Source organism: Exiguobacterium sp. UBA5002, from assembly GCF_002396765.1.
GTDB lineage: Bacteria > Bacillota > Bacilli > Exiguobacteriales > Exiguobacteriaceae > Exiguobacterium_A.
In genome coordinates this window covers 80,912-102,454 of sequence record NZ_DGYQ01000038.1, presented here as the reverse complement: position 1 = coordinate 102,454, position 21,543 = coordinate 80,912, and the positions used below count along the sequence as shown (strand labels likewise).

Sequence of the window (21,543 nt, the reverse complement as noted above, 5' to 3'; positions counted from 1 at the left end):
TGACAGCGCATAAATGCGCTTGTCCCTGTAGGAGTGGCGTGTGATGCGTCATTCTTTTTGTTACGAGATAAGGATGGCAGATCATCATTCTGCCACCCTTATCTTTGTAGAGACTGACTTTTGAGTCAGCCTCTTTTCATTATCCTTTTCGGAAGTATCCGACGACCGAGTCCGTCGCGACGACGTTGATGAATACTGTCTCGTCCGCTTCCCGACAAATCCGTTCGATATCCCGCAATTCGTGACGCTCAATGACCATCATCAACGTCGCTTTCTCAGCTCGTGAATACGTACCGATCGAAGGAATCTGCGTGATTCCACGAATGATGTGCTGATGCAGAGCCGTCGTGATGTCATCCGCATGATTCGTGACGATAAAAATCGTCAAGCGTTGGTTACTTGTATGAATCTCATCGACGACCTTAGAAGTCACGTAGATGAAGACGATCGTATATAAGGCAGTCGACCAGCCGAACAAGGCACCTGCCAATAGTGCGATCAAAAAGTTCAAGACGAACAGATATAAGCCGACACTGCGATCGGAAAAACGGGCAAAGATGAGGGCAACGATATCAAACCCACCCGTCGAAGCACCGAATTTAATCGTGATACCGGTACCAATCGCAAGCAAGACCCCTCCAAACACTGCATTCAGTGTCTGATCACCTGGTATGACAGCATATTGAGGAATAAGGCCAATAAAAATCGTCGTTGCCAGAACCGAAATCAACGTGACGATTGTAAAACTCCGACCTAACATGATCCATGCAAGCACGATCAAAGGGATGTTCAGCGCTAAGAACCAAACGTTTTCACCAAACGCAAACGCTGTATTTTGAAGGACTTGCGTCAAGATTTGGGCAAGTCCTGTAAATCCAGTCGAATAAACACCACTTGGAATCAAAAACCAGTTCATGGCAACGGCAATGACGAATCCTCCAATCGTAGCCACAATCACTTTTAACATACTTTCCTTTACTACTGCTGTCACACGCCGTTCTCCTCTCATTCATAACTATCTTGAAACACTTTAGCACATTCAAATGTCGCCGGATAGTCAAGATTTCCAAAGATTGATGTTCTTTTTCATGATGGCGTTTTCATTTGTGACAAAGGTGTCCTCTAATTCGTGTTACACAAAAAAAGAACCGACTTGGCATCGGTTCTTTTTCATCGTATTTATACTGTCATCGAAGCAGGCACCGTAATCTTTCCTCCTGCCGGAACTTCTACAGTCGTTCCATGAACGTTTAAGCTGAATGCTTCGCCTTCCGTCTGAGTGATTTCGACGGCGTTTGGCTGAACATGGACATGGATATGATGACCGCGCCACTGCATCCGGAACGCATAGCTCGTCCAGCCTTTTGGCAACATCGGCTTAAAGGACAACGTATCGTTCGCTACCCGTAATCCGGCGAACCCGTGGACGATCGACATCCAAGATCCAACCATCGACGTGATGTGTAATCCGTCTTCTGTATCATTGTTGTAGTTATCAAGGTCAAGTCGTGCCGAACGTTGGTACAGTTCGACCGCTTTTTCCTCATAGCCGACTTCCGCTGCAATGATCGAGTAGATACACGGAGATAATGATGATTCGTGAACCGTACGTGGTTCATAGAAATCGAAGTTCGCTTTCTTCTCTTCTAGACTGAAGCGATCCGTCAAGAAGTAGAGACCTTGCAGGACATCTGCCTGTTTGATGAATACAGAGCGAAGGATCCGGTCCCAAGACCAATTCTGGTTCAGCGGAAGATGTTTTGGATCGAGTTCAGCGACCAGGATTTGTTCCTTATCCATGAAGCCATCCTGTTGCATGAAGATACCAGGAGCTGCTTCATCTTTTGGATAATACATCTTCGCGTCGATATCTGCCCACTTCGCCAGTTCCTCATCCGTCAACGCTAATTGATGCATGAGTTCTTGCAAACGTTCTGGTTCTTCTTGTGCCAAATGACGGTGAACGGTCTGCGTATATTCGAGACACCATGCTGCGATCAAATTCGTATACCAGTTGTTGTTGACGTTGTTCTCGTATTCATTTGGTCCCGTCACCCCAAGAATCATATAGACATCCTTATGCGCCACATAATTGACACGGCTTGCCCAATAACGAGCAATCTCGACTAACACTTCAAATCCGTATTGTCCGAGATACGATGTGTCACCCGTGTAGTTCGTGTAATTATAAATCGCATGCGCAATTGCACCGTTCCGGTGAATTTCTTCATGTGTAATTTCCCACTCGTTGTGGCACTCTTCTCCGTTCATCGTCACCATCGGATAAAGCGCACCCTTCATCCCAACATTCTTATCCGCATTTTCTTTTGCTTGCGGTAATTGATTGTGGCGATACTTGAGTAAATTCCAAGCCACTTCCGGTTTCGACGTCGCAAGGTAAAAGTTCAAGCAGTACGCTTCTGTATCCCAATACGTCGCACCACCATACTTCTCGCCCGTGAAGCCTTTTGGTCCGATGTTGAGGCGTGAGTCTTCACCTGTGTAGGTCTGGAACATATGGAAGATGTTGAAACGAATCCCTTGCTGTGCCTCGACATCACCTTCAATCTTCACATCCGCTTCTTCCCAGTGGTGCAACCAAGCTGCTTCATGTGTCGCAAGCAATGGTTCAAAGCCTGATTCGAATGCGACGTGAACCCGTTTCATCGCTTGCTCCAGTAACGCATCGATTTCATGATCGCGATTCGTTACGAGCGCAACGAATTTCTCGACAGTGACACCCTCACCTACTGCGGCTTGTTTCGTGAAACGATTCGCGACGTACTGCGTATTGCCATCGACGACCTCACACCGTGCGCCTTCGACGTCCGTGATCATAGCTGCCGTCACATGCCAATCGAGCTTTTTCGTTTTTGATGTGACATAACCAAACCGTTCTTCAATTCCGTGTTCAACGGGAAGCCAGAACTTCTCATCATAGTTTGAGTCTTCATTCTCAACATCCGCATCGAGATATGATTCAATGATGACCTCTGCTTCGAAATTGACAGGTGTTACCGTATATTGCAAGGCAGCAATTTCTTTATCGACGATCGAGAAGAAACGCTTGGATTCGACTTTTATCTCTTCTTCTCCATGCTTCAACAACATCGCCCGCGTCAACACACCATGTTGCATATCAAGTTCACGTTTGAAGTCGATGACTTCCCACGTATTCAAATCAACAGTTTTTCCGTTGACAGATACTTTCAAACCCATGATGTTGACAGCATTGAGTACTTTCGCGAAGTACTCCGGATAACCGTTTTTCCACCAGCCGACACGTGTCTTATCCGGATAATAAACACCTGCGACATACATGCCTTGATGCGTGTCCCCTGTGTACTCTTCTTCAAACGTTCCGCGCATTCCCATATGACCGTTTCCGATCGATGTCATCGATTCTGCCAATCGATTATCTTCTGGATGAAAACCAAGCTCTGTAATTTTCCACTCATTGACCTCAAAAAGTCGTTTCATCGTCAAGTCGCTCCTTTTTTATGCTACGCATGTCAGTCAATCTGAACATGTAAGCGTTTCATCTATACTCTACATTCTTTATTGTACACATAAAAAGCATCAATGCAATCGTTTGCACGAAAATAAATTTCTTTTTCTGCAACCGCTTCCTTTTACTAGAAATCGACATCCATTTGAATCAAAAAAAGTCTATTTTCAAACCAATCGGTTTAAAAATAGACTTCTGTTTCACGCTTCAGATTTTCCGCCACAAGACTGACGGACGACGAGATAATGTGGAACGATGACGCGCTTCCCATAAGGGGTCGCATCTTCATTGATTTGTTCAATCAAACAATTCGTCGCTTCAAAACCAAGTCCAAAGATATTGATTTCAACAGAAGTCAACGGTGGGCTTGAGAATTCTGCGATGAACAAGTTATTGAAACTGACGACGGCCATTTGATCCGGCACACCGATCCCCATCTCATTCAGGGTACTCATGACACCAAGTGCCATCATGTCGTCACTGACGACGACAGCCGTCGGCGGATGTTCAAGCGACATCAGTCGTTTGACTGCCTCAGCGCCTCCTGTCGTCATGAATGGTGCACTGACGATGTAGGATTCTTGAATCGGGATGCCCTCTTCCATGAGAGCCGTCTTGTAACCCCCGACACGTTCTTGCGTCACAGCTAAGTCCTGTGCGCCTCCGACGAATGCGATACACTCGTGCCCAAGTTGATGCAAGTACTTCGTCACTTCGCGACCGGCTAGATAATTATCCGTATCGACATACGTGACATGTGATGAATCACTGAATGGTTTTCCGACGACGACGAACGGAAACTTCGAATCTTGCAGAAATTGAACGACTTTGTCATCCGTACGGGAATACAGTACGACGACACCATCGACACGACGGCCCTGAACCATCGAGACGACACCTTCATATACTTCTTCTTCCGAGACACCTGTCGTCATATATAACGAATATCCATTTTGATGCGCTTTTGTACTGATTCCTCGAATGACCTCCGAAAAGAACGGGTTTTGTAGCGTTTTTGTTGCAGCACTTGGCATGACGAGACCGATCGCTTGTGTCGTTCGATTCGCGAGACTGCGCGCATGAACGTTCGGATAATACCCGAGCTCATCCATCGCCTGCCGCACCCGTTCCTTCGTCTTTTGACTGATGCGTGAACTATTCGCAATGACGCGTGATACCGTCGAGGGTGCGACATTCGCTTCCCGTGCTACATCCTTGATTGTTACCTGCATCCCCTTCACCTCACATTTCCCCTAGTTAAGTATTTTATTTTGTTTGACGTTGCATGCGTTTACGGTGAACGAGAAGAAGTATGAGCGCTAAAATCGGAGCAATCGCACCAATTGCGATGATCGACCACCAGTTGACTTGTGACTTTTCGATGACATAGCTGTTCGCACTATTTGCATCAAGCGTGATCTCATAGGCGTCACCATCTTGACGCACCAAGTCTGAGAATAAAAGTCCTCTTAGACGCTGATCATCACCGACTTCTTTCGCAGACACGCGTAAGCTCGTCTTTTTTTCTCCAAGATTAATCGCGTAAATGACTTTTTGTTGTTTCGTCTCCCGTGAGTAGACTGCCATATGATCGGTTTTTGCGATCAAGCGTTGCTTCCCTGTTGCAAACGCTGGGTAGTCCTGACGCATCTCGTTCAACGTTTTTACGTACTGTTGCATCTTCTTATTCTGATCAAATGTCATCATCATCCGGTTTCCGGGATCCTCACCACCTGGCATCGCCACCTCTGTTCCTTGGTAGACGATCGGCATCCCTGGTGCAGCATAGAGTGCGAACAGCGCTAATCGAAGCTGCCGCTCCTCTTCATCTGCTCCACCAATCTTTGCTTCCGTGATGAAGCGCTTGACATCATGATTATCAATGAAGGTTGCAAGTCCCTTGGCATTCGGATTAAACGTAGTATCTCGATTATAAACTGAATCGAGCTCTTCCGCTGAACCATTTTTGCGGGCAAACTGATCCTTGACTCCATAATAAAACGGGAAGTTCGTCACGGAATCAAAACCTAATTTTGAATAGGACGCGATTTTTCGCGGATCTCCATCGAATACTTCAGCCAACAAGAATAAGTCTGGATGCTTTTCTTTGACTGCTGGGATAAACGTTTCCCAAAATGAGGCTGGCACATGGCGAACCGTATCGAGCCGGTATCCGTCTATACCCGTTTCATCGACCCAGTAGTTTGCGACATCAACTAAATAATCGACGACTTCCGGATTTTCCGTATTGAAGTCCGGTAAATCGAACAGCCAGTTATTCTCGACTTCCGACGGGTTATTCCAGTTCATGATCGGTTGATTTTTATGAAACCACTCCGGTTTTTCTTTCACCATTGGATGATTTGGTCCTAAATGATTGACGACAAGATCAAGGACGACCTTGATATCCCGTTCATGCGCTTCCTTGACGAGACGTTTAAACTCTTCCTTTGTTCCGAAGTGCGGATCAATCTCGTAATAATCATCCGTCCAGTATCCATGATAACCATTCGGACGGTTCTTAAAGATCGGCGTCAACCAAATCGAAGTGAATCCCTTTTCCTTGATGTAATCGAGACGTTTCGTCACACCTGCTAAATCGCCACCTTGGAACGCTTTTGGATTTTCAGGATCCGCCTCTCGATCATTACTCGGATCGCCATTCTCGAACCGGTCCACCATGATGAAATACATTCGTTCTTTTTCCCAACCTGCTGCTTCACCCGTCATCGGTTGAAGCCCGATAGACAAGAGAAGCGGCAAGAGGAGAAGCATTATGCCTCGTCTCATGCCGCTGATTTCCCCCTTATGATTATCCTTTCGTTCCACCTGCTGTCAATCCAGACACGAAGAAGCGCTGGAATGCGAAGAAGAGAAGAACGATTGGAACTGCTGATAATACGGCACCTGCCGCAAATAACGTGAAGTTATTGTCGAACTGCTCCGACACCATGTTGTACAACCCGACCGCAAGTGTCTGTTTCTCAGGAGAACGCAGGACGAGCGATGCTAAAATGAAGTCGTTGAATGGTGCCATGAAGTTGAACAACGCGATGACGGCGACCATCGGTTTTGCGAGCGGTAAGATGATTTGCCAGAAGATTCGTAAGTGACCGGCACCATCCATCCGTGCCGCCTCATCGAGTTCTTTTGGAATCGTATCGAAATATCCTTTTGCAAGATACGTATTCATTGGAATCGCGCCACCCGAGTAGAGTAGGATGAGCGCCAGATGCGTATCAAACAATTCTAACATATTAAGCAAGACATAAATCGCAATAATGGCAACGAATTGCGGTACCATCTGCAACACGAGGAACAAGATGAGTGAATTTTTCCGACCAACGAAGCGATAGCGTGAAAAAATGTATCCTGTTAACGTGATTAGCGCGACGGAGACGACCATCGTGATGACGGCAATCTTGATTGTGTTTAAATACCACATGCCATAATCCGTTTTTGACGGATCGAACAAATCGAAGTAGTGAATCAAAGTCGGATTACTTGGGAAGATATCCGATGTAATACTTTTCCCTGGGTTAAGTGAAGTACCAACGACCCAAAGGAGTGGATAGACGATAATGATGGAGGCGACCGTCAAAATGAGATATGACAACGCCATGTTGATTCGGTTTTGTTTTCTCATATTAGATCATATCCTCATCTTTGAATGATTTTGAACGCTTGAACTGAATGACGGCAATCGTCATGATGAAGAACGACAACACAAGCGTGATCGCTGCTGCGAATCCATACTGCGGGTTCGCGCCAAGCGACAATTTATAAATCCACGAAATCAAGATATCCGTTCCACCAGCCGATTGACCCGGTACTGCCGGTCCACCGTTGTTGAAGAGATAGATGATATTGAAGTTATTGAAGTTGAACGTATACTGCGTGATCAAGATCGGTGCTGTTGCGAAAAGAATCATCGGCAACGTGATTAAGCGGAATTTCTCTCCTGCTGTCGCTCCATCAATTGTTGCTGCTTCATAGAGATCTTCTGGAATCGACTGCAAGATCCCTGTCGTCAGTGTCATGATGTATGGGAAACCTAACCACCACTGAATCCCGATCAATGCAAGCTTCGTATACGTCGGATCCGTCATCCAGTCGAGACCATTATCGAGACCAATCGCTGGTAGTAATGTCGTATTGAAGACACCAAATGTCTCATTGAACATCGAGCGGAAGATCAAAATCGTGATGAACGCTGGTACTGCCCATGACAGGATCAAGATGGAACGGAAGAACCGTTTTCCTTTGAGTCCCTTTTGGTTCAGTAAGACTGCCAGTCCGATACCGATCGCGATGACACCTGTCGTCGAAGCGACTGTCCAGACAAGCGTCCAACCAAGAACGCTGACGAACGTGTCGCGGAAAATATCAACCGTGAAGATATTCAAGAAGTTTTGAACCCCGATCCAGTCGACAAGCTTTGCTGGCGGCGAGTTGTTGAACTTATAGTTTGTAAAAGCAATCAAAAAAGTAAAAATCAACGGTAAGACGACTGTGAACACTAAAAGTACTAATGAAGGAATCAACATCGCATACGGGAATCCATTATCACGGAAATTCCGTAGTTGCATCTTCAAGGAAGGTACTTCGAGGTTCATGTCGCGCAACTTACCGATTCGATACGCATCGATAAAGTTCCAGACGTAAACGGCGATACCAAAGACAAGTAAAATCAAGGCAATGATGCCCTCGACCATTAGAAAGATCGAGTGATCCCCCCTTACGCCTGGTACCTCACCGAGTGTAATCAAGCCCCAGATCGCTCCGCGATCGCCAGGACCATTTCCGGCTCCTTTGAAGAACAGTTCAAAGTTGACGAGAAAATATGATAGTACGACGACAAAAAATGTCGCGCCTTTAAGGAATTGTTTATTGTATAGTTGTCCTACTCCTGGAATGATCGACATCAGCGCCGCAATCGTGCGGTGGTTCGTCTTTTTTTCAGGCGTTGGATTCGTCGGGTGTGGTGTTGCAATCGCAGCCATCGTCCGTTCTCCTTTCCAAAGGTCATGTCTGACCTCAGGCTTCTCTTCCAACCATAAAGATGAGGGGGAATCCAAGATCCCCCTCTCTTTATCTCTTTGTCATGGATTCACGCGTTCCATTTACGCTTATTGATTGTTTGCTTCGATTTGTTGCTTGATTTGTTTGACAGCATCATCAGCTGATTTTTGTGCGTCTTGTTTGTTTGTTGCAACAAGCTGGAGTGCTGCTGCCATTGGTTCCCAAACTTGACCCATCTCAGCGATGTTCGGCATTGGCACACCGTTTTGTGATTGTGCGAAGACTGCTGCTGCGACTTCGTTATCCTTGATTGCTGCATCTTCTTGAAGCGCAGTGACTGGTGGGATCTCATTGTATTTTTCGAACATTGCTTTCGCGTTCTCTTCACCAGTGAGTGATGCCAAGAACTTCTCAGCCCACTCTGCATTTTCCGAGTATGCTGAAATCGCGTATGTTTTTACACCAACGAATGTTTTAATCGGCTCACCGTTTGGAAGTTTCGGAAGTGCTGAAGCTCCGAGGTTGATGCCTTTTTCTTTATAGCTCGCAACTGCCCATGGACCGTTCATGACAGCAACAGCTTTTTTATCGCCGAAGAGTTGGTCAAGTGCTTGACCACCGCCACCACCGATAAGACCTTTCGGGAAGAGACCTTCTTTGTACCACTTGCCGATGTAATCCATACCTTCGACAGCACCTTTGTTGTTCAAGCCAATATCTGCTGGATCCAATTTGCCACCGTTGTCTTTGAAGACATATCCGCCGTAGCCACCGATTGGACCGTGCGCGAAGTAGAAGTTATCCCAAAGCGCGAGGAATCCGTATTTACCGTCTTTCTTTTGCTCTGTTGAGATCTTGTACAGATCATCCATTGAAGCTGGTGCTTCTTTTAATTCATCTTTATTGAAAAGGAGGATTGGTGTTTCAACTGCTTTCGGATATCCGTAGACTTTACCGTCAAACGTTACTGCTGATTTCGCTGTATCGATGAATGGCTCAAGTGCTTTTTCGCCATCTTTGAGTTCTGCGATCAAGCCTTGGTCAACGACTGTACCGATTTGGTCGTGTGGAAGAAGCATGATGTCCGGTCCTTTACCTGCTGGTCCGTCAAGTGCTACTTTCTTCTGCTGATCTGTCATCTTAACTTCTTTGACTTCAACTTTGACGCCTTCTTTTTCTTCGAACGCTTTAGCTGCCGCTTTAGTCGTTTCAGCTTTTTCAGTGTCTTCCCAGATGACGATCTTGCTTGGTTTTTTACTGCCTGAATCTGAAGATGATGATTCAGAATCTGATCCACCGCCACATGCTGCAAGTGCACCGATTGCCATGACAGATACAGAGAGACCTGCTACGAATTTTTTCATTTCCATGATTAAAATTTCCTCCCCAAGTTAACTTATGAATGATAAGTTTTAATGCACAACGTTTGCATAAAGGCACAACCATTTTCTCATGATAACAACCGAGTGATTGTAAGCGTTTTATGAAAACGTTTGCATCACCTTTACATTTTTATTATACAATCTAAAATCCTTTTGACAAGTCCTTTTATTCAATTATTTTCTTACATTTCAAAACTTTTTATTTTTGATTTCATTATTTGAATCAAATGCTGTAGAGAATAAGTACATAAAAAAAGAAAACGTTTTCATTTTTATCGTTTGCACAACATGATGCAAACGATTGCATCATACTCTCGACTTTTATCAGGAATCCTTGATTTCACGGGATTGGAATTGACTTTAAGAAAGCGCTTTACTATTCTTAGGTCGAAGACATTATCAATATGATGCAAGCGATTGCGTTAAGGAGTGACTGCCATGTTCAAAGAAGCTGTGTTTCACCGCGCGATGTCTCCGTTCGTCTATAAATATGATGAGCGAACAATCCACATCCGTTTACAAACGAAAAAAAATGACGTTGATCACGTCGATTTGATATGGGGCGATCCATATGATTGGCATACTGAAAACCCAGATGCTGCCGATTGGAACTTCGATCCCTCAAAATCCAACTACTGGAATACATTCGAAACGCCGATGAAGCGAAGTGGATCAGATGAACTATATGATTATTGGTTCATCGATGTTGTTCCTCCCTTCCGTCGTCTACGATATGGTTTCCGTCTCCATGACGGTGCAACAAGCCAAGTCTTTACAGAGCGTGGATGGTTCGATGAAAAACCGCTCGATGATACAGGCTACTATTTCTGTGTTCCTTTCCTTAATGCAGTCGACGTATTCACTGCACCGGATTGGGTCCAGGATACAGTTTGGTATCAAATCTTCCCAGATCGCTTTGCAAATGGCGATGCGACGAATGATCCAGCCGGTACACTTCCGTGGAATAGTACAGCACCGACGACGACGAATCTTTTCGGTGGAGATTTCCAAGGGGTCATCAATCACATCGATTATCTCGTTGAACTTGGTATCACTGGTATTTACTTCTGCCCGATCTTCTTGGCGAAATCGAATCATAAATATGACACAATCGATTACTTAGAAATTGATCCACAATTCGGTACGAAAGAGAAATTCAAAGAAATGGTCGATCTGTTACACGCACACGGGATTCGCATCATGTTAGATGCCGTTTTCAATCATGCCGGCTTCCACCATAAAGCATTCGCTGACATCCGTGAACATGGTAGTCATTCAACCTATAAAGAATGGTTCCATCTGCGTGATTTCCCGCTCGTGACAGAACCATTGCCGAACTACGATACGTTTGCTTTCGTACCTGAAATGCCGAAATTCAACACCGAGAACGATGAAGTAAAGTCATACTTACTCCATGTCGCCCGCTACTGGGTCGAAGAATTCGGAATCGATGGCTGGCGACTCGACGTCGCCAACGAGGTCGATCACGCATTTTGGCGTGATTTCCGTCAAGTCGTCAAGGAAGTCAACCCTGACACGTATATCCTTGGTGAAATTTGGCATGACTCACAGGAATGGTTGCTCGGTGACCAGTTTGATGCCGTCATGAACTATCCATTTACGAATGCCGCTTTGAACTTCTTTGCCTTAGATAAGACTAAAGCAAGCTCGTATGCGAACGATATGTCGCATGTGTTGTTCTCAAACACGATGAATGTCAATGAAGTGACCTTTAATTTGATCGGATCACACGATACACCGCGTGCGTTGACGCGTGCTGGGAATAACAAACAGAAGCTTCGTCTTCTCTTGTTATCGATGTTGACGTTCTCAGGTAGTCCCGTCATCTATTATGGTGATGAGATCGGTCTCGATGGCGATCAAGATCCAGGCTGCCGAAAATGTATGCCGTGGGATCCTGAAGAGCAGGATCAGGAGTTATTCGCCTATACACGACACTTGTTACAGCTTCGAAAGCAGCATAAGACACTCGCGAACAAAGGGCATATCTCTTTCGTTCATGCGAATGATGAGACGAATACGATCATCATGCGTCGCATGAGCCCGGAAGGATTGTATTATATCTACTTCAACAATTCAGATGTTCCTGTTTCATTGACCGCTCCACAAGCTGGTCGAGGGCTTGATTTATTGACGAACACGCACCAGCAGACACTTGACGTTTCTCTCCCTGCGTATTCTGGAACGATCGTTCAAGTCTTATAACTATCTAAAGCCTGTACACTCACCTTCTAAAAAAGAAGTTTTGTGTACAGGCTTTTTTCTGTATCCGTTCTCCAGGATAGAAACAAGTTAATGAATGCCATCGAATTAGGGTATAGAGTACAGAAAGGAGGACATCCTCCATGGAAATTTTCTTTTACGCCGGTCTCATCCTCATCGGCTTGTTTACGATCAGTTACTTGAGTGAACGATTCCACGTCCCGAGTATTCTGGCATTCATCTTGATTGGAATCGTCCTTGGATTTTATTACGATCCTCCCGAAGAGCTGAAACTCGGAGGAGAAGCGGGCATCATCGTCTTATTCTTTTTACTCGGTCTAAAATTTTCAGTGGCGGACTTGCTGATTCAGCTCCGTTCCATTTGGAAAGCAGGAGTCATCGATATTCTACTTTCGTTCGGTGGAACAATCCTGTTGACCCTATCGTTTGGCTTTTCAGTCGCCGAATCGTTTTTGATCGGCTGTGTCTTGTATGCGACGAGTTCTTCAATTTCTGCTCGGCTACTCGACCGTGAACCAGATAAACACCAAGACGTGAATCGCTTCGTGCTGTCTTTACTCGTCTTCGAAGATTTGATGGCACCAATCTTACTGACGACGGCACCGTTCGTTTTAGGGACTGAGACGTTCTCGGTTGCCAAAATCAGCATCATCTTTCTCGGGTTCGCCTTCTTCTTCATTGCTCTGATGATCATGACGTTATTTATTCGAAGACGTGGACGGTTAGTCGATTCCCTCTATCGACACCCGGATGCTGGAATCGGGATCATCGGCTTAATCTTATTGTTTTCTGGAATTGGAATCTTATTTGGTCTATCCGAAGTACTCGGTGCCTTCATCATCGGTATTCTGTTAACCGAACTGGATGAGACGCGTTATCTTAAACGGCTAGTCACTCCGTTCCAAGACTTATTATTACCCTTGTTCTTTATCACGTTTGGAATGTCATTCGAGTTGACTGAGGGGTTACCCATTGATCTATTTTTCTTCGCTCTTGTCATTTGGGGAGTCGTCTCGAAATTCTTAGTCGGTTATCTCGGTGGAAAATCGTTCGGTCTATCCAATTATCATGCGATCGAATCAGGCTTTTGTCTTGGACCACGCGGTGAATTTTCGATTCTATTCATCACGCTCGCTAGTGGCGCATTCGTGACGTTGACCGGAATTTATATTTTTGTTTCCGCTTTTCTTGGAATTCTATTGTTCCGTATCTCTACTGCCTTAACGGATCGTACACATGCGACCGCACGAAAAATCAAAAAGAAATTGAAGTGAAAAAGACGTCGGCGCATCGTGCGATTCCGACGTCTTTCTTCTATATATGTCTTCGATTCATCGTCCGACAAAAACAGGGCGTTTTTTTTCGATGAAGGATTCAACAGCATGACGATGGTCTTCCGTTTTCCCAGCGCGTGACTGGTAGATGATTTCTTGAGCAAGCATTTCCTCCAAGTTATTTTCATAACTCGCTGCCTGTAGCTGCTTGATATATCCGATTACTTTCGTCGGACGATCCGCCAGTTGACGAGCAAACGCTGTGACCTCTTCTACAAATTGCTCTGATTCGATGCTTCGTGTCGCAAGGTTGAGCGAAACAGCTTCGTCTGCTGAAATCGTGTCACCGAGTAACGCAAGCTCTGTTGCTTTTGCTGCACCAATTAGCCGAGGCAAGAAATACGGAGCACCCGCATCTGGGACAAGTCCGATATTAATGAACCCAAGCGATAATTTCGCTTCCTTGTCGACTAGTCGAAAATCACAAGCGAGCGTGAGTGATAACCCAGCCCCTGCCGCTACACCATTGATGGCAGCAATCGTCGGTTTCTTCGATTTAGCGAGTGCACGAACGACAGGATGATAATACTGTTGTAAATATTCACCATGATCGAGCTCAGGTGAGACAGTTTTCAAGTCTTGACCTGCACAAAACCCACGTCCCTCGCCTGTCAAGACGATGACACGTACTTCCTCATCCTGATTCGCTTCTTCTAGAGCGTCTGCTAACTCATCCAATAAATTCGAAGTTAATGCATTCAGTTGTTTCGGTCGAGCAAGGGTTAACGTCGCAACCTGATCCTTGACGGCATAATTCATTTCTCGTTTCATCGGATTCCCCTACCTTTTAAAAATGAATGATTGTTCATTATGATGTATTCGTGATATTTTATGAAAATCCTTTTAAATCTCTTTTTTTTTAATGAAACACAAAAAACCCTCTTTCATTATGAAAATCGAAGGCGTATAGTTTCAAAAAGATAAAGAAACACTATTCGTTTTATGAAACAAAGGGGATTTATTTTATGAAAACAGTCAAGCAACCAAGCTTATTCCACATCACGTGGCCATTGTTTATTGAAATCGCATTGCACATGAGCCTCGGGATCATTGCAACGTTGATTTTAAGTTATTACTCAGATAGCGCTGCTGCGGCAGTCGGTGTATCCAATCAAATTTTGAACATCTTCATTATTCTCTTTAACATTACCTCGGTCGGTGCAACGATCATCATTGGTCAGTACCTCGGTGCAAGAAAAACACAAAACGCTCGTCAAACTGCTCGTTCTGCTTTTGCGATTAACTTGTATACCGGTCTCATCGTTTCTCTGACCGTCGTATTGTTCGGAAGACAACTCCTTGGATTTTTCTCATTAGAAGGAGAGACGCTCGTCTATGGCGAAACGTTCATTAAGATCGTTGGTCTATTCCTTTTCTTAGAAGCCATCTCTCTGACACTCGGTGCGATTCTCCGGAGTCATGGATTCACGAAAAATGCTATGTATGTCACGCTACTCATGAATTTCGTTAGTGCTTTTGGTAACGTCATCGCTGTTCTTGGACTCTTCGGCATTCCCGTTCTCGGTGTTGCCGGTGTCGCCTGGTCGATCGTCATCGCTCGGACAATCGCTGTCCTTGTCTTATTCTTCGTCGTTTACCGGAAACTCTCATTACGTTTTAAAGTAAAAGACTTGATTCATTTCGACCGGGAAGATGTGAAACGGATCATGAACATCGGAATCCCATCTGCCGGTGAAGGAATCGCCTATCAATTTTCACAACTCATCATCACAGGATTCATCGCAACGATTGGTGAAGCAGCATTGTCCGCTCGTGTGTATGTATCGAACATCACAATGCTTTGTTTCCTATTTACACTTGCGATCGCGCAAGGGACGCAACTTCTCGTCGCACGCCAAGTTGGCGCTCAACAATTTGAACAAGCATATGGACGTGCTGTGAAAACATTGAAAATTGCCGTCTTCGCAAGCTTCATCTCAGCTGTCGCTCTCGCTTCATTCGGTTCATCGATTCTATCAGTGTTCACATCGAGTCCTGAAATCATTGCAATCGGTATCCCACTACTCTGGGCAAGCGTCATTCTTGAACCAGGTCGCGCGATGAACATCGTACTCATGGGAACTCTTAAATCGGCAGGAGATGTCCGTTTCCCTGTCGCCATCGGTATTCTATCGATGTGGGGAATTGCGGTCGTCCTCAGTTATACACTTGGTCTTGGTTTCGGTCTTGGTTTACTTGGAATCTGGATTGCCTTCTCTGCTGACGAATGGTTCCGTGGCATTTTCGCCATGAAACGTTGGCACGGACGGAAATGGGTCCAATACTCACTCGTCAAAGGAGAAACACATGAGCAAAACGAACGTCGAGAGGCTTCTGAAGCAGTCTAAGATTGACTTCGAATCCCTCACTTATCCTGTTGATCTTGATGATTTATCTGCTGAAGCCGTCGGTAGAAAGATTAATTACCCCCTTTCGACCATTTTTAAAACCCTTGTTTTGAAAATGGTCGAAAATAAATATGTCTTTGTCGTCATTTCGGGGGAAGAAGAACTCTCTCTTAAGGCAGCAGCTAAAGCATTGCATTCGAAAAAAGTCGCGCTTGTTCCGATGAAGGAGTTAGAAGACCTGACTGGCTATATTCGAGGTGGTGTCTCTGCCATCGGTGCTAAGAAGAACTTTCCGGTTCTTTTATCGGATCGTGCTATCCATGAACCATTCATCATCGTATCCGCCGGAAAACGTGGACATCAAGTTCGGTTGAATCCTCATGATTTTTTATCTTTCACTCAGGGGATTCTCTTTACGAACGGCTGAATTCCATCTCCTAATTATGGTATGATGAGTAGTATCGATTAAGTGGCAGGAGGAATCATTTTGTGGAAAGATCGTGTTCGTAATTCAATACCCAACCTATTTACGTTCGGAAATCTGTATTGTGGTTTTTTAGCCATCGTCATGGCGGCAAAAGGTGATTTTCAAAATGCCACCTTACTAATCGTCATCGCGATGATGCTTGATAGTCTGGACGGACGTCTTGCTCGGATGCTTGGTGTAGCAGGCGACTTCGGAAAAGAACTGGACTCATTAGCAGATATCGTGACATTCGGTGTCGCACCTGCAATGATGGCCTACTATACGTATTTCTATGAATTCGGAGAAGTTGGTTTACTAATTTCTGCTCTGTTCCCGTTGTTCGGCGCATTCCGTCTTGCCCGGTTTAATTTATCGGCAACGAATGTGGCATCTGCTTATTTTTCAGGTGTACCGATTACGGCGGCAGGTGGTATTTTGGCCGTTGTTACGTTGTTTAGTGGACGAATGAACGACTTGATGGTTCCACTTGTCTTCACAGGTCTTGCCTTCTTGATGGTCAGTCGTGTCAAGATTCCAAGTTTTAAAGACATTCCCGTTCCGCGCCATACGTTCGTCATCACCTTTACATTGCTATACGTGACGTATGTCATGATTGCTCGTAGCAATGAATGGTCGACGTTTTGGTTCGTTGCTGTTCCGTTGTATATCGCGTTTCTCCTTTTCTCGTTCATCAAAAAGAAGAAGCAAAAGCAACATTCAAACGGATGATGGTAGGAAGTGGTCCGGTTTCTCTTGCGAGAAGCCGGACCACTTTTTTTATAGGACCGCTTCTCCCTCGCTCGTTTTCAAGATATATGGGTATACTTATGACAGAAGCTATTTTGGAAATGGAGGAATGTCACGCATGGAGCAGTTTCATAAACGTCTTTGGATTTTCTTTTCAATTTGGTTCACCATCGGCTTGATCTTAGTTGGTTTTTCGTTACTCCCCCCTTGGCTCGAGTGGGCCAATGCCGTCTTTTTATTCGCTTCCGGCTTATACGCAGCACTCTATTTTTGGCATATCTTACCGAAGGGTCGTCTTGTCATCCCCTTCATCTTCTTTGGTTCGATCATCATTGAGTCGATTGGGGTCCATACCGGTTGGCCGTTTGGAACATATCGTTATGAGTCGGATTTCGGTGTTCAATTATTAGGTGTGCCGATTACGATCGGGGCTGCATGGCTGTCGGTCATGGGGGCGAGTCTCGCTTTCTCCCGTTTGTTTTCGTTTCGCTATAGTACATTGATCCTCGTTCCATTGTTTGCCGTCTGGCTCGATTTAGCGATTGATCCTGTTGCTGCTAACGTGAAATCGTATTGGCTTTGGCAAGACGGTGGCTGGTATTACGATATTCCGACACAGAACTTCTTCGGCTGGTATGGAACGGCGCTCGTCTTTTCCTTTTTCATCAATCGCTATCAAGTCAAAGCGACGGATGCCGCACTCGAACAAAACAATCAGTATCTCTTTTTGATGTTGCACACTTTATTCGGTGTAACAGCAGGAGTTGCTGGTCTCTATGGCGTCACTTTGGTCAGCTTAAGTGCATTCATCGTCTATTTCATTGTGAAACGAGGGGTTATCGTTGAAAGAAGCAAACAAAAGCAAATTAGCTGAATCCGTATTTCATACGTATGTTGATCATGCTTTGATCCGACGTCATTTCCACCGTGTCTTATATCGAGCAGACGATCTACCTGTCCCTGGTCTCATGCTTGCTACGCACAGTTCTTGGTGGGATGGTATGATTCTTTTTCATTTGGATCAGACCTGTTTCCATCACGATCCTTACGTCATGATTGACCAAGCAGGGCTTGCTCGCTTCCCGTTCTTCTCTCGTCTTGGAGCTTTCTCTGTTGATCGGACATCATTCGCGGATATCAAGACAAGTCTTCATTATGCCAAAGAACGACTTCAAAATGGCAGCAGCGTCTGGATGTTTCCTCAAGGCGAGGAACGTCATCAAGAGGACCGTCCGCTTCGCTTAGCAAGTGGTGCCACACATTTGACGCGTCATACGGATCACGTGTCTCTCGTCGCCTTTTATTATTCATATGGCCATGAACAGCAACCGGACATCTATATCCGGACGCGTCGCTTTCATCCATTACCTGAGGAACGTTCAAGTGCCCAGGCAAAACGACTGACGGCAGAACTAACCGCCTTATACGACGACATTCGAGCAGATGCAATTGCGGAACGTATTGATTTATATCGTTGTATCTCTACACGAAGGGAACCACTTCCTGCGCGAACGGAGCGCTGGTTACGGGCATTTCGGTCATGAGTTGGTTCTTTCTCTTCTTCGCTCTAGCTGTCTGTCTCTATACATGGATCAATTTAGCTTTTTTACCACGATTAACGGATCCCGTTCAACCAGATAGTCTAGCAATCTGCATCCCTTTACGTAATGAGGAGCGTAATGTACGAAAATTATTAGACGCACTAGAACATGCTCTGACACCTGGGATGCACGTTTACTTATATGAAGACCGCTCGACCGATCGGACGCGCGAGTTATTGCTCGATCGGATTGGTCAAGACGACCGTTTTACAGTGATTGATGGTCTTCCCTTACCAACAGGCTGGGCAGGAAAGGTCCATGCGTGTCATCAACTCGCGAAACGAACGACAGAGGACTACTTGTTATTTCTCGACGCTGATGTGACACTGACACCTGATGCAATTTGTCGCTTATACGGAACGTTACGAACAGAACGAGCCGTTTTCCTTTCCGGTTTCCCGTCCTTTCCTGTACCGACGTTTCTTGGAAAGTGTTTGATTCCAATGCAACATGTTCTTATTGCACAACATCTTCCGATTCCTTTTCGCAAGGTGAAGCATCCAGCGTTTGCTGCAGCCAACGGAATGGTCGTTCTCGTCGAACGACGTGCGTATGATCAAGTCGGTGGACATGAAAGTATTCAATCGGCTCTCGTTGACGATTTAGAACTTTGTCGCACATTTAAAAAATACGGATGGACGACGACGCTCGTCGAAGTCGCTCCAGCAGTCTCTTGTGATATGTACGCCACGAATGAAGAGGTCTGGCAAGGTTTTCTAAAGAATGTCTTTCGTGGGATGAACGATTCTTATGTTGTCGGATCATACTTTCTACTCTTTTACTTGGTTCAAGCAAGTGTCCTACCTTATCTCATCCTTCACCCATCCTGGCAGATGGGTGGTGCACTGATTCTTCTTTACTTAGCACGATTCCGGATTGATCGTGCGGCACGAATCCGACATGTTTGGTGGCTCCATCCACTAGCTGTATTCTTTTATGTCATCTTGCTAGCAAGTGCGATGATTCGAAGCTTTAGGAAACGGGAAATCACATGGAAGGGTAGGACCTATTCATAAGGAGGAATCAGTATCATGAAGCATATAGCTGTCATCGGAGCTGGTCTTGGAGGACTAAGCGCTGCCATCTCATTAGCTGCAAAAGGATTTCGTGTCACGGTCATCGAGCGCAATACACATATCGGTGGCAAAATGATGCCGATCATCACAGAAGGACATCGCTTCGACTTTGGTCCGAACACGATCACGATGCCGGAAGTTTTTCAATCTGTCATTCTTGAATCTGGTGCGGATCCTGATGAATACTTTACATTCACGAAACTTGAGCGTCACACGGTCAATCACTTTTCTGACGGACGCACCTTAACGTTCTCGTCTGGACGTGAAGCGATGCGGACAGAAGTAGATCGTTTCACGAACGGTCAGTTGGCAAAAAACGATATTACAGGTTATCAAGAAGAAGTGGCGAAGTTGCATACGATTGCAAAACAACAATTCTTTACGAATATAGATTCATTCATCCGCCCTTCCCTCTGGCGAGACATGTTGAAAGTGCATCCCTTCCAAAACCTTCATGGGCTGCATAAGCACTACTTTAAGGATAAAGGGTTGATTCAGGCACTCGATCGTTATGCGACCTATATCGGGAGTAGTCCTTATCAAACACCCGCTACCTTCAGTCTCATCGCTCATTTAGAACTAAATGACGGCGTCTACTTCACGAATGGCGGCAATACAGCAATCGCAGAAGGATTCGCTCGACGTGCAAAAGAACTAGGTGTCGTCATCCGTCTTGGCGATGAAGTGACACAGATCGAAGTCGTCGATGGACAAGCAACGGAAATTGAATTGAATCACTTGGAATATCTACCGGTTGACTTTGTCGTCATGAACGGTGATTTGTTGACACAATATCCACGCCTGATCTCAGAAACGGCACGACCTGATTTTAAAAATCCGACACCTGCTCAAGTCGAACCGTCGATTTCTGCCTATGTTCGATGTATCGGTCTCTCACGTCGGATCGAAGGGCTGGCTCATCATAACGTCTTCTTCTCTTCGGATTACGAAGCTGAGTTCAAGGCACTCTTTGATGAAAAACGTTACGCTGAGGAGCCGACGATCTATATCTCGAATTCTTCCGTCACAGCACCGGAAATGGGACAAGCGGGTGATAACTTATTCGTGCTCGTCAATGCACCTGCAACGGATACTGGACATGCGATTGATTTTGATACGTATGATCAACTGATCAATCAACGATTGCAGTCCTTTGGGATTGATATTTCGTCCGATGTCGTCTTCGAGCAACGGATCACGCCACAGGATATCGAACAAACCTTCTTTGCCTATCACGGCTCATTGTATGGCTTGTCATCCAATGGCATCCGGTCGTCTTTCCTCCGTCCGAGCAACCGTTCAAAGAATGTTCACAATTTGTTTTTTGCCGGTGGATCAACGCATCCTGGTGGTGGTAGTCCAATGGTGACGCTTTCAGGAAAACTAGCAAGTGAACGAATCGTCTCTGCTGTCGCCGCTACCCTGTGAACGTTATGTGAATTGCATATCAATCACTTGTACGGACAACTAAGATTTGATACGATTACTTCGAGTTCAAGAGGTAGTGATTGACCCCACATCCTCAATCAAGCGCAAGGTGACTTCCCCGAGTCAAGAGCGTTGAAGAACTTACTTTTTCTAACCAGCGAAATCAACTGGGACCCACCCATTTCATCACGTGACTCATCGTGTGTCCATTCGCATGACTTACGACGTTCCCCCTTAGATCGTCTCATCCGAATGGTCCACAGATAGCTCGATAAAGAAAAGACCATCCCCGTGGTCGAAACAGACCTATCTCGTAGTCCAGATGTTCGCTCTGGTGTAGAAGTAATCTGAGACTCCCCGGTCTCAGACCATAGAAAAAAGACCTTG

The 21,543-nt window shown here is 45.4% G+C and carries 17 protein-coding genes; 9 read left to right on the top strand and 8 right to left on the bottom strand.

Annotated features, from left to right (window positions below):
- Window positions 1–139 precede the first annotated feature (139 nt).
- From B4C70_RS12205 to B4C70_RS12175, 7 genes are all read right to left on the bottom strand, one after another.
- Entirely contained in the window at window positions 140–991 is an 852-nt protein-coding gene (locus B4C70_RS12205) for a YitT family protein (protein WP_214854759.1), read from the bottom strand.
- Window positions 992–1,179: 188 nt separating this feature from the next.
- Entirely contained in the window at window positions 1,180–3,480 is a 2,301-nt protein-coding gene (locus B4C70_RS12200; RefSeq protein WP_214856709.1) for a glycoside hydrolase family 65 protein, read from the bottom strand.
- Between the two features lie 228 nt (window positions 3,481–3,708).
- A complete protein-coding gene (locus B4C70_RS12195; protein WP_035398727.1) occupies window positions 3,709–4,740 on the bottom strand; it encodes a LacI family DNA-binding transcriptional regulator in 1,032 nt (343 codons plus the stop codon).
- 34 nt (window positions 4,741–4,774) lie between these two features.
- Window positions 4,775–6,298, bottom strand: a complete 1,524-nt coding sequence (locus tag B4C70_RS12190) for an alpha-amylase family glycosyl hydrolase (protein WP_290779779.1) — start codon at window positions 6,296–6,298, stop codon at window positions 4,775–4,777.
- 22 nt (window positions 6,299–6,320) lie between these two features.
- Window positions 6,321–7,154, bottom strand: coding sequence for a sugar ABC transporter permease (locus B4C70_RS12185; protein ID WP_023467409.1), 834 nt, complete (start codon window positions 7,152–7,154; stop codon window positions 6,321–6,323).
- 1 nt (window position 7,155) lies between these two features.
- Window positions 7,156–8,511: a carbohydrate ABC transporter permease gene (locus B4C70_RS12180; RefSeq protein ID WP_290779776.1), complete on the bottom strand. Its 1,356-nt coding sequence runs from the start codon at window positions 8,509–8,511 to the stop codon at window positions 7,156–7,158.
- A 126-nt stretch (window positions 8,512–8,637) separates the two neighbouring features.
- Complete coding sequence (locus B4C70_RS12175) at window positions 8,638–9,894, bottom strand: extracellular solute-binding protein (protein ID WP_174316741.1); 1,257 nt, start codon at window positions 9,892–9,894, stop codon at window positions 8,638–8,640.
- A gap of 456 nt (window positions 9,895–10,350) precedes the next feature.
- Between B4C70_RS12175 and B4C70_RS12170 the strand changes: the two genes are divergently transcribed.
- Window positions 10,351–12,138, top strand: a complete 1,788-nt coding sequence (locus tag B4C70_RS12170; protein ID WP_290779773.1) for a glycoside hydrolase family 13 protein — start codon at window positions 10,351–10,353, stop codon at window positions 12,136–12,138.
- 140 nt (window positions 12,139–12,278) lie between these two features.
- Window positions 12,279–13,430, top strand: coding sequence for a cation:proton antiporter (locus tag B4C70_RS12165; protein WP_047396296.1), 1,152 nt, complete (start codon window positions 12,279–12,281; stop codon window positions 13,428–13,430).
- A gap of 57 nt (window positions 13,431–13,487) precedes the next feature.
- Here B4C70_RS12165 and B4C70_RS12160 read toward each other — a convergent pair whose 3' ends face one another.
- On the bottom strand, window positions 13,488–14,261 hold the full coding sequence (locus tag B4C70_RS12160) for an enoyl-CoA hydratase/isomerase family protein (protein ID WP_214728736.1): 774 nt from the start codon (window positions 14,259–14,261) through the stop codon (window positions 13,488–13,490).
- Window positions 14,262–14,455: 194 nt separating this feature from the next.
- On the opposite strand from B4C70_RS12160, the gene B4C70_RS12155 reads away from it, so the two are divergent.
- From B4C70_RS12155 to B4C70_RS12125, 7 genes are all read left to right on the top strand, one after another.
- The gene (locus tag B4C70_RS12155; RefSeq protein WP_290779766.1) at window positions 14,456–15,838 is read left to right on the top strand and encodes an MATE family efflux transporter; all 1,383 of its coding nucleotides are present in this window, start codon (window positions 14,456–14,458) and stop codon (window positions 15,836–15,838) included.
- Complete coding sequence (locus B4C70_RS12150) at window positions 15,798–16,265, top strand: aminoacyl-tRNA deacylase (RefSeq protein WP_047396293.1); 468 nt, start codon at window positions 15,798–15,800, stop codon at window positions 16,263–16,265. Before B4C70_RS12155 ends, B4C70_RS12150 begins: the two co-directional genes overlap by 41 nt.
- A gap of 60 nt (window positions 16,266–16,325) precedes the next feature.
- Complete coding sequence (gene pssA / locus B4C70_RS12145) at window positions 16,326–17,033, top strand: CDP-diacylglycerol--serine O-phosphatidyltransferase (protein WP_023467401.1); 708 nt, start codon at window positions 16,326–16,328, stop codon at window positions 17,031–17,033.
- Window positions 17,034–17,169: 136 nt separating this feature from the next.
- Window positions 17,170–17,925 carry a carotenoid biosynthesis protein gene (locus tag B4C70_RS12140; protein WP_047396289.1) on the top strand — a complete coding sequence of 252 codons (756 nt, stop codon included), beginning with the start codon at window positions 17,170–17,172 and terminating at the stop codon, window positions 17,923–17,925.
- Window positions 17,894–18,595, top strand: coding sequence for a lysophospholipid acyltransferase family protein (locus B4C70_RS12135; RefSeq protein WP_029340975.1), 702 nt, complete (start codon window positions 17,894–17,896; stop codon window positions 18,593–18,595). Before B4C70_RS12140 ends, B4C70_RS12135 begins: the two co-directional genes overlap by 32 nt.
- Window positions 18,592–19,668, top strand: a complete 1,077-nt coding sequence (locus tag B4C70_RS12130) for a glycosyltransferase (protein ID WP_047396286.1) — start codon at window positions 18,592–18,594, stop codon at window positions 19,666–19,668. Before B4C70_RS12135 ends, B4C70_RS12130 begins: the two co-directional genes overlap by 4 nt.
- Before the next feature lie 15 nt (window positions 19,669–19,683).
- A complete protein-coding gene (locus tag B4C70_RS12125) occupies window positions 19,684–21,156 on the top strand; it encodes a phytoene desaturase family protein (RefSeq protein WP_290779754.1) in 1,473 nt (490 codons plus the stop codon).
- Window positions 21,157–21,543: the final 387 nt, after the last annotated feature.

Coding starts and splice junctions, on each gene's coding strand:
- B4C70_RS12185 (WP_023467409.1), bottom strand. CDS start 7,154: ATGAGAAAACAAAACCGAATCAACATGGCGTTGTCATATCTCATTTTG.
- B4C70_RS12155 (WP_290779766.1), top strand. CDS start 14,456: ATGAAAACAGTCAAGCAACCAAGCTTATTCCACATCACGTGGCCATTG.
- B4C70_RS12150 (WP_047396293.1), top strand. CDS start 15,798: ATGAGCAAAACGAACGTCGAGAGGCTTCTGAAGCAGTCTAAGATTGAC.
- B4C70_RS12200 (WP_214856709.1), bottom strand. CDS start 3,480: ATGAAACGACTTTTTGAGGTCAATGAGTGGAAAATTACAGAGCTTGGT.
- B4C70_RS12165 (WP_047396296.1), top strand. CDS start 12,279: ATGGAAATTTTCTTTTACGCCGGTCTCATCCTCATCGGCTTGTTTACG.
- B4C70_RS12160 (WP_214728736.1), bottom strand. CDS start 14,261: ATGAAACGAGAAATGAATTATGCCGTCAAGGATCAGGTTGCGACGTTA.
- B4C70_RS12175 (WP_174316741.1), bottom strand. CDS start 9,894: ATGAAAAAATTCGTAGCAGGTCTCTCTGTATCTGTCATGGCAATCGGT.
- B4C70_RS12140 (WP_047396289.1), top strand. CDS start 17,170: ATGGAGCAGTTTCATAAACGTCTTTGGATTTTCTTTTCAATTTGGTTC.
- B4C70_RS12180 (WP_290779776.1), bottom strand. CDS start 8,511: ATGGCTGCGATTGCAACACCACACCCGACGAATCCAACGCCTGAAAAA.
- B4C70_RS12195 (WP_035398727.1), bottom strand. CDS start 4,740: ATGCAGGTAACAATCAAGGATGTAGCACGGGAAGCGAATGTCGCACCC.
- B4C70_RS12190 (WP_290779779.1), bottom strand. CDS start 6,298: ATGAGACGAGGCATAATGCTTCTCCTCTTGCCGCTTCTCTTGTCTATC.
- B4C70_RS12125 (WP_290779754.1), top strand. CDS start 19,684: ATGAAGCATATAGCTGTCATCGGAGCTGGTCTTGGAGGACTAAGCGCT.
- B4C70_RS12170 (WP_290779773.1), top strand. CDS start 10,351: ATGTTCAAAGAAGCTGTGTTTCACCGCGCGATGTCTCCGTTCGTCTAT.
- B4C70_RS12130 (WP_047396286.1), top strand. CDS start 18,592: ATGAGTTGGTTCTTTCTCTTCTTCGCTCTAGCTGTCTGTCTCTATACA.